This is a genomic window from Alteromonas sp. AWJ4_199, assembly GCF_056159165.1.
On record NZ_JBSWUR010000002.1, the window covers coordinates 105,908 to 118,719 of the forward strand.

General features: G+C 42.9%; 13 protein-coding genes. 6 read left to right on the top strand and 7 right to left on the bottom strand.

What is annotated here, in order from left to right:
* Nucleotides 1-204 precede the first annotated feature (204 nt).
* The 4 genes from ACXAER_RS15415 to dkgB all read left to right on the top strand — a co-directional run bounded on the left by ACXAER_RS15415 (nt 205) and on the right by dkgB (nt 3,603).
* Nucleotides 205-1,068, top strand: a complete 864-nt coding sequence (locus tag ACXAER_RS15415) for a segregation and condensation protein A (protein WP_474830789.1) — start codon at nt 205-207, stop codon at nt 1,066-1,068.
* Nucleotides 1,055-1,648 carry an SMC-Scp complex subunit ScpB gene (scpB, locus tag ACXAER_RS15420; RefSeq protein ID WP_474807721.1) on the top strand — a complete coding sequence of 198 codons (594 nt, stop codon included), beginning with the start codon at nt 1,055-1,057 and terminating at the stop codon, nt 1,646-1,648. Before ACXAER_RS15415 ends, scpB begins: the two co-directional genes overlap by 14 nt.
* A gap of 40 nt (nt 1,649-1,688) precedes the next feature.
* On the top strand, nt 1,689-2,585 hold the full coding sequence (gene rluB, locus ACXAER_RS15425; protein ID WP_136781075.1) for a 23S rRNA pseudouridine(2605) synthase RluB: 897 nt from the start codon (nt 1,689-1,691) through the stop codon (nt 2,583-2,585).
* Between the two features lie 214 nt (nt 2,586-2,799).
* Nucleotides 2,800-3,603, top strand: a complete 804-nt coding sequence (gene dkgB, locus ACXAER_RS15430) for a 2,5-didehydrogluconate reductase DkgB (protein WP_474830791.1) — start codon at nt 2,800-2,802, stop codon at nt 3,601-3,603.
* Nucleotides 3,604-3,899: 296 nt separating this feature from the next.
* Here dkgB and ACXAER_RS15435 read toward each other — a convergent pair whose 3' ends face one another.
* Nucleotides 3,900-4,472, bottom strand: coding sequence for a sugar O-acetyltransferase (locus ACXAER_RS15435; protein WP_474830793.1), 573 nt, complete (start codon nt 4,470-4,472; stop codon nt 3,900-3,902).
* Nucleotides 4,473-4,513: 41 nt separating this feature from the next.
* On the bottom strand, nt 4,514-5,185 hold the full coding sequence (locus ACXAER_RS15440; RefSeq protein WP_474830795.1) for a DUF4097 family beta strand repeat-containing protein: 672 nt from the start codon (nt 5,183-5,185) through the stop codon (nt 4,514-4,516).
* A 709-nt stretch (nt 5,186-5,894) separates the two neighbouring features.
* On the opposite strand from ACXAER_RS15440, the gene ACXAER_RS15445 reads away from it, so the two are divergent.
* Together ACXAER_RS15445 and ACXAER_RS15450 are read left to right on the top strand one after the other, a co-directional pair.
* Nucleotides 5,895-6,389, top strand: coding sequence for an arsenate reductase family protein (locus ACXAER_RS15445; protein WP_474830797.1), 495 nt, complete (start codon nt 5,895-5,897; stop codon nt 6,387-6,389).
* A gap of 12 nt (nt 6,390-6,401) precedes the next feature.
* Nucleotides 6,402-7,688 carry a DUF445 domain-containing protein gene (locus ACXAER_RS15450; protein WP_474830799.1) on the top strand — a complete coding sequence of 429 codons (1,287 nt, stop codon included), beginning with the start codon at nt 6,402-6,404 and terminating at the stop codon, nt 7,686-7,688.
* Nucleotides 7,689-7,821: 133 nt separating this feature from the next.
* Here ACXAER_RS15450 and tmpT read toward each other — a convergent pair whose 3' ends face one another.
* The 5 genes from tmpT to nadK all read right to left on the bottom strand — a co-directional run bounded on the left by tmpT (nt 7,822) and on the right by nadK (nt 12,798).
* Nucleotides 7,822-8,475, bottom strand: coding sequence for a thiopurine S-methyltransferase (gene tmpT, locus ACXAER_RS15455; RefSeq protein ID WP_474830801.1), 654 nt, complete (start codon nt 8,473-8,475; stop codon nt 7,822-7,824).
* A gap of 102 nt (nt 8,476-8,577) precedes the next feature.
* Nucleotides 8,578-8,934, bottom strand: a complete 357-nt coding sequence (locus tag ACXAER_RS15460) for an outer membrane protein assembly factor BamE (RefSeq protein ID WP_474830803.1) — start codon at nt 8,932-8,934, stop codon at nt 8,578-8,580.
* Between the two features lie 124 nt (nt 8,935-9,058).
* The gene (gene recN / locus ACXAER_RS15465; protein WP_474830805.1) at nt 9,059-10,744 is read right to left on the bottom strand and encodes a DNA repair protein RecN; all 1,686 of its coding nucleotides are present in this window, start codon (nt 10,742-10,744) and stop codon (nt 9,059-9,061) included.
* A 407-nt stretch (nt 10,745-11,151) separates the two neighbouring features.
* Nucleotides 11,152-11,661 (bottom strand): DNA starvation/stationary phase protection protein Dps, encoded by a 510-nt coding sequence (gene dps / locus ACXAER_RS15470; protein ID WP_014976104.1) that lies wholly within the window; start codon nt 11,659-11,661, stop codon nt 11,152-11,154.
* Nucleotides 11,662-11,922: 261 nt separating this feature from the next.
* Nucleotides 11,923-12,798, bottom strand: coding sequence for an NAD(+) kinase (gene nadK, locus ACXAER_RS15475; RefSeq protein WP_014948959.1), 876 nt, complete (start codon nt 12,796-12,798; stop codon nt 11,923-11,925).
* Nucleotides 12,799-12,812 lie beyond the last annotated feature (14 nt).

Below are 12,812 nucleotides of genomic sequence, written 5' to 3' on the forward strand. Positions count from 1 at the left end.
TGAACAGGTTGTTCTAAATAGCCTATTTTAAATAGTTTCTTTTGCTTGTTGTAGGTGAAAGTTATAGTAGGAAACCGTAAGCTAAGTTTCTAAGGCCTGTTGTGCGTTGGTGTACAGCAACGCACAACAGGCTCCTGCATGAACGCGTAAATAATAATATCAATAATCGCCGCTTTGTTAGCGCGTAAAAACGGTTGTGGAACTGTGTCAGAGCTTGTTGAAGAAAATAATAACAATAACGAGGTCTCAGTTGAGAAGGGGCTTTCGACACCTGTTCAGCAGCCGTTGCCACTTGCGTTTATTAATGGCGAAGCGCTAATTGAAAAGCCTGAAGATCTCTTCATTCCCCCCGATGCGCTAGAGGTCATATTAGAAACCTTCGAAGGGCCGCTCGACTTACTGCTTTATCTGATTAGAAAACAAAAGTTTGATATCACTACACTGCCCATCGCTGATGTTACCAAGCAGTATATGGAATATGTGGATGCCATGATGTCGCTAAAATTAGAGCTGGCGGCAGAGTACTTGCTGATGGCAGCCATATTGGCAGAAATTAAGTCCAGGCTTCTATTGCCTAAACGCAGTGACGATTCCGACGAAGAAGAAGACCCGCGCGCAGAGCTTATTCGCCGATTAAAAGAATACGAGCTAGTAAAGCAAGCGGCAGAAGATTTAGATATTCAGCCTAGACTTGAACGGGATATTTTCACCACTCACGTTGAACTAAGTGAGAATGTGGCGCCAATTCGCATTGAGCCCGACGTGTCTTTAGCCGAAATTGTATTGGCGTTCAGTGCGGCCATGAAACGCGCCGAAGCGTTTGAACACCATACCATTGCAAGGGAAGCACTGAGTACGCGAGAGCGTATGTCACTCATCTTATCGTTACTCACAACAACAGAATATACGCCGCTTGAACGCCTATTTACGGTTGAAGAAGGTAAAGCTGGCGTGGTGGTTTGCTTCTTAGCAATTTTAGAATTAGTAAAAGAACAGCTAATTTTATGCATTCAGGCAGGTCCTTATGCAAAAATTCATGTAAAATTAGGTGCCCATGAAGAAAATTAACACGGCGCAGCTTAAACAATTGGTAGAGGCAGCAATATTTGTTGCTGATAAACCTATTTCAAAGCAGCATTTAAAAGAAACGGTACTTAATGAGTTTACCGTCGCTGATAGAACCTTGAGTAAGGTGATTAACGAACTAAAGTTAGACTATCAGCCAAGAGGCATTCAATTGGTGGAAGTAGCAAGTGGCTATCGCTTTCAATCGTTAGATGCGTTAAGCCCGTGGTTAAGCAAATTGTGGCAGGAAAATGCGCCAAAGTATTCTAGAGCAATGCTCGAAACCTTGGCACTCATTGCCTATCGTCAACCTATAACCCGCGGAGAAATAGAGCAGGTCAGGGGCGTGGCGGTAAGCAGTAATATTATAAAGACACTCACAGAACGAGACTGGGTAAAGGTAGTGGGTCACAAAGAAGTACCTGGGCGACCAGCACTTTATGCAACTACCAAAGGCTTCTTAGACTATTTTTCGATGACGTCGTTGAGCGATTTGCCCAATGCTGATGTTTTCGAAAACATGGCTGAAAGCGTTGCGTCAGACTCGCCGCTTAAGGTGTTAAATGAGGCACCGTCTGAATAGACCGTGCGACCGTAAACAAGCAATTAAAGAGTGAAAACCCATGACTGAAAAGTTGCAAAAAGTACTGGCTAACCAAGGGCTAGGCTCGCGACGAGAAATGGAACGTTGGATTGAAGAAGGCCGAGTATCGGTCGATGGCACCAAAGCAACATTAGGAGATAGAGTCGATCATACTGCGCAAATTCGTGTGGATGGTCATTTGTTATCTCGCCAGACAGAACAGCCAATTTGCCGTGTGTTGATGTACAACAAACCCGAAGGTGAATTGTGTAGCCGTCACGACCCTGAAGGTCGCGATACGGTATTTGACCGCCTTCCCGCCATTCGATTAGGGCGCTGGATCACCGTTGGTCGTCTAGACATGAACACCAGTGGCCTGCTGTTATTCACCAACGATGGTGAACTGGCCAACCGCTTAATGCACCCTAAGTGCGAAGTAGAACGCGAGTACGCAGTGCGTGTATTCGGTGAGGTAACGGGCAAAACGCTACATACCCTTCAAAAAGGTGTAGAGCTGGAAGACGGCGAAGCAAAGTTCCTGACAATTTCAGGAGCGCCTACGCCGCAGCATGCTGAAGATGAAAGCATGAACCGTTGGTACAATGTGACGTTGAAAGAAGGGCGTAACCGAGAAGTTCGTCGTCTTTGGGAATCGCAAGGCGTTCAAGTCAGCCGTTTGATCCGCGTGAAGTATGGTCCAATCGAACTGCAAAAGCGCCTACCGCAAGGGGCGTGGGTAGAGCTAGGTCTAGAAGATGTGAATGCCCTTCGTAGCCATGTTCAATTGCCGGATGAAACGCAGACGATGGTCAATGTGCGCCAAGGTAAACTGGATCACGCCCGCTTAAGTCGTATGCGTCGCTCGGTTAAAAAGCACAAAGTACGCAAGCAGCAAGGCTTGAATAAACGTGCTGGACGTCCAGGCAAACGTAAATAGTATTTATCGATATCTATGTGAATACTTAAGGCCGCGAGCAAATGCTAGCGGCTTTTTTATACCAGTGTTTGATACAAGTCCAATAACAACCAGAGTTGTTTAATTAACCCTATTAATCATTAAGCGCGTTTCGATCTTCTTTTCAAACAGTGGCGTAGGAAATTACGAATCAGCTACGTCAAGTAGTTAAAGGCACACGGAATAGGAGATTGTTATGAAAGACATGCCTCAACTAGGAATGGGAACGTTTCGGTTAAAAGGTGATGAGGCCCGTGAATCAGTAAGTAAAGCCCTAAAAGTAGGGTTTAGGCACATCGATACCGCACAAATCTATGATAACGAAGCTGAAGTTGGCGATGCCATAAAAACAAGCGGGCTAGATAGAAGCGAATTATTCGTTACCACTAAAGTGTGGCACGAATCTTTGGGCGACGGTCACTTTATACCCAGTGTTCACGAAAGCTTAGAAAAGCTGAAGCTAGAGTATGTAGATTTACTTCTCATTCATTGGCCGTATCCAGGAAATGATATTTCACTAGAGAGTTACTTAGGCAATCTTGCCAAGGCGAAAGAGCTAGGACTTACGCGTCATATAGGGGTATCTAATTTCACTATCGATTTGTTAAACAAGGCTGAAGAAATTTTAGGTGAAGGCGAAATTTACACCAATCAAATTGAAATTCATCCTTTCATGCAAAACAAAAAAGTTGTGGAAGCTGGCAAGGAAAAAGGCATTAGAGCTACCGCGTATATGCCGTTTGCTGTTGGAAAAGTAATGAAAGACGGAACGCTTTTAAACATTGCTCAAGACCATAATGCTACGCCGGCGCAAGTGGTATTGGCGTGGATGGAAAAACGTCACATTTACGCGATTCCTTCATCAACCAGTGAATTACACCTAGCGGAAAATTTAGCTTATGGTGGTGTTAAACTTAGTGAAGAAGAGCTTATTCTTATTGACGACCTGGATAATGGCGAACGTATTGTTAACCCCGATTTTGCGCCCAGCTGGGATTAAGGCTTAACAAAGCTAGCATTTTGTTAGGGTGTATATAATACGGTGAATAAGGCTAGCGTAAGTTTACTAACCTTGTCTTGTTTCGTTGTATTCGACATCAATTTAAGGCCGCTTTATTGGTTACATCCGCGGCCTTTTAACACTTCTTATTTCAGCAAATAAAATTGACTCAGTGATTAGAAGGAATGGTGAGTTCGTTGAAAAAGGCCTTTTTCAGAAAAGCTTTGTTCAAAAAAATGCCGTCTACATAAGCTTAATTTATAAAGCTTTCATTCTTAAAGGCATCGGCTAAATCGTTAAACATTTTGAGCGACGGGTTCAATCTCTTTGATTACTTTGGCTGGGTTACCGCCTATGACTAGGTTATCTCCAAAAGATTTGGTTACCACCGCGCCAGAAGCCACAACCACATTATCACCCAATGTCACGCCAGGGTTTATTACCGCCATCCCACCAATCCAGCAGTTATTGCCGAGAGTAATAGGCTTGGCGAACTCTATACCTGTTGCTCTTTGCGCGGGATCTATAGGGTGGGTGGCTGTATAAAGCCCTACTTGAGGCGCAATCATACAGTTGTCACCAATCGTCACCTTTGCCGCATCCAAAATGACACAATTAAAATTGGCATAAAAGTTTTCGCCAACGTGGATATTTTCGCCGTAATCGCATTTAAACGAAGACTCGATGTATAGTCTTTTTCCTGTGCTGCCAAACAATTGTTTTAGCAATCTAGTACGCTTTTTGTGGTCACTTTGACAAGTTGCATTAAGCTCGTCTAATTGAATATGGCATTGCTTACGCAACGCCGTTAAAGTTTTGTCTGACGGGTAATATAAATCGCCAGCGAGCATTTTTTCTTGTTCAGTCATGTATTTCCGAAACATTAAGCTTTGTTGTTAAAGCGGCTACGTTACTTTGCACCGCCGTAGCTTACAACGACTTTTTGCTTTAGTTCATCGCTCTCAATATCTAAATTTACAGGTCGATGTAAAATGATGTTGCCATCTACAGTAACAGAGGCACTAATCGATAGGGTAGGTTTGTTGTCTGATTTCTTGCCCCAAGAGCTTTCACTTTCCTTATATACGATATCGCCTAAAACGTGAGAAGAGCCAGTTAACGTAATATCACCATTTAATGTTTTGATGTGTTTCTCAATGGTTGTATCAACAGCGGTGATATCACCGTTTACAGTTTCAACGCTAGCGCCAATCATGCTTTGTGTAGGAAGCGTAACATTTCCATTTACGGTCTCTACACTCTTAAGCACACTGAGGTGTGAAGCTGCACTTACATCGCCATTTACAATGTCGATATTTCGGACAGACACATGGCTACCCATTTCAAGATTGCCGTTAACGATGCTGACTTCATCCGCGCCACCATGATCGCTAATTTCCACATTGCCATTAACAGAAGAAATATCGCCAGCGTGTTTCCCTTCAGCTATGTCAATATTGCCTAGAATAGAACTGAAATCGCTGCCTTCTAATGCGCTAGCGTCGCCAACATGAATAACGCAGCCAGTAAGCAAAGAGGCTGAAAGCAACATAGCTGCACTAGCAATAATAGACTTTTTCATATTCTTATATCCTTGATTGTTTCATAACTACTTAATAACACGCTTTAACGGTTTTGATATCAAACACAAATTTTTTTGTGTATTTATAAAATACAAATCACGTATCATGCCACTCTTAAAAAGCATTTCAAATCAGAAGGTTAGTTAAATATGCTAAAGGGGGAAACTGGCTCAATGGTGTAATAACTAATTTTATAGTTTCATCTGCCACCGGATGGCGAATTTGACCATTCTCCACCACATGGCCCTAAGCTCAGAAGGGGACAGACACTCGCTTGAAGAAATTATTTAGAGGAATGGACAGACACTCAATGTGAATACATCTTTTTGGTTACAAGCTGCTTTTTTGAGTGTGTGTCCAAGAAGTACAGGTAGGAATTTGAGTGTATGTCCAAGAAGTACAGGTAGGAATTTGAGTGTGTGTCCAGTGAGGACAGGGTGGGTTTTAGCCTATGTGATTGTCCGTCCTCGAATTGTATTTGGCCACAAGCCGTTTTTTAAGTGTGTGTCTAAGAAGTACAGGTAGCTATTTGAGTGTGTGTCCAACGAGTACAGGTATTTTAAGTGTGTGTCTAAGAAGTACAGGTAGCTATTTGAGTGTGTGTCCAACGAGTACAGGCAAGGTATTAGCCTTTGCGAGTGTCTGTCCTCGAATTTTAATAGTATGTTGGTATATATGGTTTTTACTTTTTAGTGAGGTTAGGTGGCGATGATAAAGATTTATCACAACCCAGAGTGCGGCACGTCTAGGAATGTACTGGCGGTGATCAAGGCCGCTGGGTATGAGGTGCAGGTTATTGAGTATTTACGTGTTGGGTGGGAACGTGAACAACTAACTTATTTATTGAATGCAGCTAACCTTAACCCTCGACAAGCGCTTCGCACAACAAAGTCGCCTGCTGCTGAATTAGGGTTACTTGATGAAACAGTGAGTAACGAAATCATCTTTGAATTGATGCTGGAACATCCCATCTTAGTGAATAGGCCTATTGTTTGCATTCCCAAAGATGAACACGAAAAAGCAGTTTCTTTACCTCTTGGGATAGTTGAAGGTAATTCCTATTCTGATAACGCGAAAGAAACAGTGAAGTTATGCCGTCCAAGTGAAGCTGTACTGGATATTTTGCCTGTATGGCCACAAGGCCCTTTTGCTAAAGAAGACGGAACACCACTTATAGACCAAGATGGTAAACGAGTAATTTAAACGGAGTAGTTTATGCAGGACAAGTACACGCAATTGAATAAGGCTAAAAGGCTTGCATTGGCCTGTTTGATCTTTGCCGCAAGTGTATTTGTTTTAACAGTTTTACTTCCTAAGTTTTATCCAAACTTGCAAGGAGCATGGTGGTTGGGGCTTATTAAGATGGCTAGTGAGGCGGCGCTCATCGGTGGTCTAGCTGACTGGTTTGCAGTGACGGCATTATTTAAGCCAATTCCAGCGAAGTACCCCATTCCGCACACCAATATCGTGGCTAGTAACAAGTCTGTTATTGCTAATAATCTGTCATTGTTCGTTAAAGAAAAGTTCTTTCATCCCGAAGCAATAGAAAAGCTAATTCGGGACAGTGACCCTGCAAAGGGCGCGGGAAGGTGGTTGTCACAAGATAGGAACGCTACTCGTTTAAGTCGCTTTCTATGCGATGCTTTTGCAGGCGTTCTTCGCGTGCTCGATGACAAACCTGTGAAAGCGTTTATCGCTAAAACCGCACAGAAGGGCATTAACCAACTTGATCTTAGGCAATTGATGGCAACCTCGTTAAGCGCCGTTACGAAAGATCGCCAGCATCAGGTAGTGCTTGATAGGGTGTTAGGGAAATTGGCCTCACTGCTTGCAGAGCCAGAAACCCAAATCTACATAGCAGATACGTTAGTAGTCTGGCTAAAAACCGAATACAGTCGTATTGAAAAGCTATTGCCGTCTAGTTGGCTAAGCGAGCAGGGGGCACTCATTGCTGTTAAAGCGGTTTCAAGTATTTTGGAAGATGTATACGAAGATGAGCATCACCCCATTCGCCATGCATTTGATGAGCAAGTACACGAATTTCTTTACGAACTACAGCACAGCCCGTTAATGGAGAAAAAGGTAAACAGCTATCGGGAAAAAATTATTAGTGACCCAGCGTTAAACGCGTATGTTCAGCAATCATGGGCCAAGTTTCATCAATGGCTTTTAAGGTCTCTTGAAGAGCAAAATGGTAAAGCAGAAACAAAAGCGTCAGGTCTTCTAAAAGATTTGGGCACCACGTTGACGCAAGATAGTGAATTAGCAAAGGCTTTCAATAAACATATCGGGGAAGCGGCTAAATACATGGCGCCTGAGTTGGCTGAATTTCTAACCCGTCACATTCGCGACACCATCAATAGTTGGGATGAACGTGAAATGGCTGAGCAGGTAGAGTTGAATATTGGCCGCGATCTTCAAAAAGTTCGCATAAACGGCACGATTGTAGGCGGGTTGATAGGTGCAATATTGTTTGGCATAGAGGCACTGCTTGGCCTCTAGTCATTTATTTAAGCAAGTCGCATTAGCAGGTGTGGGTATGAATAGCTTAAGTGTCTCTGGTAATCAGCGCTAAAACGCAAACAATAAAGCAACCATTTAAACGCTTTGTATTGGAAACGAATCTAAAAAAAGTCTACTTCGCCGTTAGTGCAAATACCAAATTATCAGCGTCTACTTTGCCTTTCAAACCGCCTTCAAGCACAGAGCGCTCTAACCTTTTAATGTCGTAGTCGCCAGCGTAGAGTGAATCAACGGTTTTTTCGTTTACGCTAAAGGGAGGGCCGGCCATTTCATTCTGGTCATACTCGAAAGAAATGATTAGCTGGGGGGCACATTGAGTAATGGCCGTTAAATGCGCAGCATATTGCTCGCGAAGCGGGCTAGGCAGCGCAACCAAGGCTGCTCTATCGTAAACGCCTGTAACGTCACCTAAGTCGCTTGATGTAAGTTTAAAGATATCACCTACGTAAATGGTTAAACCGTCTTTAGCGTAAATTTTACCGTTGGAAGTAGTGGTAACGGTAGGCTCTACACCTAACTCTTCAAACAGCTGTATAATAGCCACTTCGCTTAGCTCAGCACCAACCACTTCACAACCCTTGGAGAGTAACCAACCAATATCACGGGTCTTTCCACATAATGGTACAAAAATGCGCTTTAAAGATGTGCTAGGACTATCGTCGCCAAACAGAAAAGACGCATACTTTACCAGAAGTGCATTCCCTTCAGGTTCGTGAAATCCAATCTCGTTCTTTTGCCATTTACTGTGCCAAAAACTATGTTCCATATAAACCTCAAGTAGGTAAGCGATATATCTAAAAAACAGGCGTTTTTATGAAGGGTATTAGAAACAAAAAAGGTAGCGAGAAACGCTACCTTTTAAACAAAATTAGTCATCAAGCGGTGTATTGAAGTCTTCAGATAACTCGAAGTCACCTTCAACCGTTGTCACTTTGTTGTCTACAAAGTTAATCACCATTTGCTTTTGAAAATCTTCACCACGCTTTTTCATACCGCGCTTCATATCGTAAACGTAGTACCAAGTATCATCGTCGAATGAGTCTTGAACAACAGGGTTACCTAGTACATAAATAACTTGTTCTTTTGTCATTCCAACGCGCAGCTTTTCCACATCTCTTTGATCAAGGAAGTTTCCTTGAGGAACGTCGATTCGATAAATCCAGTTCGAGCAAGCGGTTGATGTTAGTGTGATACCAAGAATTACTAATAGGTGTTGCAACTTCATGCGTTAATTTGTCCAGTATTGCCTTTGTTAGTGTCAATGAACTTCGCTAAAGCGAATTTCGAGACTGTTTTATTGCAAGCGCGAAGGCATGCTACATTGACAACTATGACCAATCAACTGCATTTTAGTTCGATGCTGCGCTTTTAAGCAGTTCTTTTGCATTCGCTAGCGCCGATTTGGTTACTTTATCACCGGCTAACAGTCTTGCAAGCTCATCGATCCTGTCTTGCTTAGTCAGCGCCAACATCTGGGTTTCAGTACTTTCCCCGTCGGTAAGCTTGGTAACAAACAATTGATTATGTGCCTGTGCCGCTACTTGAGGTAGATGGGTAACACACATTACTTGCGATTGTTTACCTAATTTACGTAAAAGCCCGCCAACGATTGATGCTGTTGGGCCGCTAATGCCCGTATCGACTTCATCGAAAATCATAGTAGGGGTAGCGTGATGGCCGCTCGCGATAACCTGAATAGCCAGTCCTATACGAGAAAGTTCACCACCTGATACGACTTTTTCTAATTTGTCTGCATCTTGACCAGGGTTGGTAGACACTTTAAATTCTACGGTATCTAGACCTGTGCTCACCGGCTTCTTAAGTTCGTCGTATTGAATCTGAATATCCACTTTTGCGTGGGGCATATTCATCTGGCGAATTTGCACTTCAATATCTTCGCTTAGCTTACCAGCAGCACGTTGCCTGCTCTCAGAAAGCGCTTTGGTCGCGGTTAAATACGTTGCTCGTGCTTCTTCTACTTCGCCTTCAAGCGTACCTAACAGTGTTTCCTGTTCCGATAAAGCATTGAATTCGGCGGCTAGCTCTTGGTGATGCTGATAAAGTCCTTCTGGCATCACAGTATGTTTACGGGCAAGTTCCATCGCCTTCGCATAGCGCGCCTCAACTTGCTGTAAGCGAAGTGGGTCAATCTCTAAGTGATCGCAGTAGCTACGTAGTTCTCCTGCCGCTTCTTCTACTTGAATTGCTGCATCATTAAGCATTGTAATGATTGGCGTTAAACTAGCGTCGTGCGCCTCTAATTCGCCTAAACGTTCAATACTGCTTTGTATAACTGACAGTGCGTTGCCTTCATCGCTTTCATATAAGTTATATACGCTGGTCTGTGCTTGCTCTAAAAGGCTTTGCCCGTTACTAAGGCGTTTGTGCTCTATTTCTAACTCCTCAAATTCACCCTCTTCAATGGCGAATTCATCAAGTTCTTGAACCTGATAAGTTAGTAGCTGAATTCTGTCTTCGCGCTGCTGGGCTTGTTCTTGAAGCGCCTTTAATGTGCGTTGCTTATCACGCCAAAGAGAGTAGGTTTCTCTAACTTGCACTAATATGTCGTTGTGCTTAGCGTAACCATCAACTAATTCTCTTTGATGGTCTTCTTTCAGCAGCTGTAGGTGAGTATTTTGACCGTGAATGGCCAACAAAAACTGGCCTAAACCTTTTAACTGCTGAAGTGAGGCGGGAATACCGTTGATAAAAGCTTTTGAACGGCCTTCCTTTGAAATAACTCTGCGAATAAAGCAGCTATTCTCATCTTCATCTGAGGTGAGCTCATGTTCATCGAGGAAGGCTTTAGCTAATACATTGCCGTTTAAAGAAAAGTGAGCAATGATTTCCGCTTTTGCACTACCTTTTCGCACCGCATTTGCGTCGGCACGCTCGCCTAAGCACAAGCTTAAAGCATCAATAGCAATTGATTTACCTGCACCGGTTTCACCGGTTATAGCAGTTAAGCCGTTTTCCAGTTGAACCGATAATTGTTTTACAACAGCAAAATTAGAAATAGAAAGATGCGCTAACATAACCACACTCGAAAAAGTTGAACATGATGATATATACAGGAACTGATAATATATACAGTATTTTGACTGTGTAAAGTTAAGTCGGGAAAAAATTGCGTTAAAATGGAGGGGGATGCTAACAAAACTCATAAAATCAATATCATAAGTTTAGCGACTTTTGTGATGTTATGAGTAACCTGAAGATGTGAAACAATGGAAATGCGTGCTTTACAAAAATTTATACAGTACTAGGTTTAGTAAGGGTTCAGTGGCGAAAAGCCCGATTACAAAAAAAAGTTAGTAGCCAGATACGTTAACCTATTTTAGAGTTTATTGAAAACCAAACAGCAAAAAGGAGAGCCTAAGCTCTCCTTTGAAATTCTAACTATAGATAGTTAGATTAGTGTATAAAATTCAATGATTAGAGGCTATTGCTGCAATTCACCGCTGCCAGACTCAATGTGTGCGCGCACAAACCACTGAAACTGTTCTAAGTCTGCCAGTTGGCCAGTAATCATATCTTCTGATACTGGGTCAATTTCACCTAAAAGCTCTAACGCTTTTCTATGGTCACCATTTACACCGTCATATACGGCATCCAGCGCCTTAAGGTGGTCAAGTACTAAACCTTTACCCAACTCATAATCGTTCCAGCTGCGACCTTCAACAATGGCTTTCGGTGTACCTTTTGGTACGCCACCTAACGTGGCAATTCGCTCTGCAATTGTGTCGGTCATTTCGCGTACCGCATCTACCTGCGGATCCAACATCTCATGCACGCCAATAAAATTTGGTCCTACTACATTCCAATGAATGTGCTTCAACGTTAACTGTAAATCTAATAGTGCAACCAATCGCTGATCCAATACCTTGATTGTTTTGGCAGCAGCATCGTTATCCATTCCTGGGGCTGTAAATTTGATATTGGTGTTACTCATGATATCTCCTATTGAATGCAAATAAATCGGCATGATGTGGAACATCAATAGGGCTAAAGTCTCGCTAACCCTGTGCCAACAACTTACCTAGGCAGTTGCAACGGGTATGCCGAAATTTGAGATTTTTATAAGTACGCGTTTTCATTGGAGAAATCAGGGGGAGATTAAAAAATCTTTATTTTTCAAGCCTGTAGCGATCAAGAAAATGCTACAGGCTTATGTAATAAATGCACATGGAATCAACTAAATGGAGCAGGGAGGTTAGTAAAGCTTACTACCCCAACCTAACTTTTTACGAAGTACATTGAAGTAGCTGTAGCCCTTAGGGTGAACAAGATGGAGTTTGTCTACGCTTTTGTTTATTCGAATTTCATCGCCAGGTAGCACCGGCAGAACAATATGGCTATCGCAACTCACTTGTAGCGAGTCACTATTAACCTTTGATACTTTCATCGATACCTGACTGTCAGCATCAACAACGATTGGACGGCTGCTAAGTGTGTGAGGAAACATGGGTACCAACGTAAGTGCATCTAGCTTGGGCATAATAATAGGGCCGCCCGCTGATAAAGAGTAAGCCGTTGAACCTGTAGGTGTGGCTACTATTAATCCGTCGCTGCGCTGACTGAATACAAATTGCTCATCGATGTAAATTTCAAATTCCATCATATGGGCAACTTTTCCGTGGTGAAGTACCACTTCGTTTACAGCAGAGTTGTTACTTTTAAGTTTTTCGTGTCGATAAACTTCTACTTCAAGTAAGAAGCGCTCTTCTACTACGCATTCACCGTTAAAGATAAGGTCAAGTTGTTGAACAATATCATCGGGGTGGATATCAGTTAAAAAGCCGAGATTTCCGCGGTTTACACCGACAACGTGAATGTCAAAGCGAGCGAGCACACGTGCTGCACCAAGCATGCTGCCGTCACCGCCTACCACAACGGCGAGGTCAGCCTCTTTGCCAATAGTGACAAGGTTACAGCTTTTGAAGTTTTCGGTTTCAAGTTCTTCAGCAATACTTTCCTCAACCAATAATTTACAGCCTTTTGCCAATAAATATTCGGCAAGAATGTTCAGGCTGTCGTGGGTTGCAGCGTGCTGAGGTTTTCCAATTAAAGCAACGGTTTGATAGGGCATGGAATGCTAATGTC

What these genes read in the sequence shown, in the direction of transcription:
- scpB (WP_474807721.1), top strand. Translation starts at nt 1,055, where the DNA reads ATGAAGAAAATTAACACGGCGCAGCTTAAACAATTGGTAGAGGCAGCA.
- rluB (WP_136781075.1), top strand. Translation starts at nt 1,689, where the DNA reads ATGACTGAAAAGTTGCAAAAAGTACTGGCTAACCAAGGGCTAGGCTCG.
- dkgB (WP_474830791.1), top strand. Translation starts at nt 2,800, where the DNA reads ATGAAAGACATGCCTCAACTAGGAATGGGAACGTTTCGGTTAAAAGGT.
- ACXAER_RS15435 (WP_474830793.1), bottom strand. Translation starts at nt 4,472, where the DNA reads ATGACTGAACAAGAAAAAATGCTCGCTGGCGATTTATATTACCCGTCA.
- ACXAER_RS15440 (WP_474830795.1), bottom strand. Translation starts at nt 5,185, where the DNA reads ATGAAAAAGTCTATTATTGCTAGTGCAGCTATGTTGCTTTCAGCCTCT.
- ACXAER_RS15445 (WP_474830797.1), top strand. Translation starts at nt 5,895, where the DNA reads ATGATAAAGATTTATCACAACCCAGAGTGCGGCACGTCTAGGAATGTA.
- ACXAER_RS15450 (WP_474830799.1), top strand. Translation starts at nt 6,402, where the DNA reads ATGCAGGACAAGTACACGCAATTGAATAAGGCTAAAAGGCTTGCATTG.
- tmpT (WP_474830801.1), bottom strand. Translation starts at nt 8,475, where the DNA reads ATGGAACATAGTTTTTGGCACAGTAAATGGCAAAAGAACGAGATTGGA.
- ACXAER_RS15460 (WP_474830803.1), bottom strand. Translation starts at nt 8,934, where the DNA reads ATGAAGTTGCAACACCTATTAGTAATTCTTGGTATCACACTAACATCA.
- recN (WP_474830805.1), bottom strand. Translation starts at nt 10,744, where the DNA reads ATGTTAGCGCATCTTTCTATTTCTAATTTTGCTGTTGTAAAACAATTA.
- dps (WP_014976104.1), bottom strand. Translation starts at nt 11,661, where the DNA reads ATGAGTAACACCAATATCAAATTTACAGCCCCAGGAATGGATAACGAT.
- nadK (WP_014948959.1), bottom strand. Translation starts at nt 12,798, where the DNA reads ATGCCCTATCAAACCGTTGCTTTAATTGGAAAACCTCAGCACGCTGCA.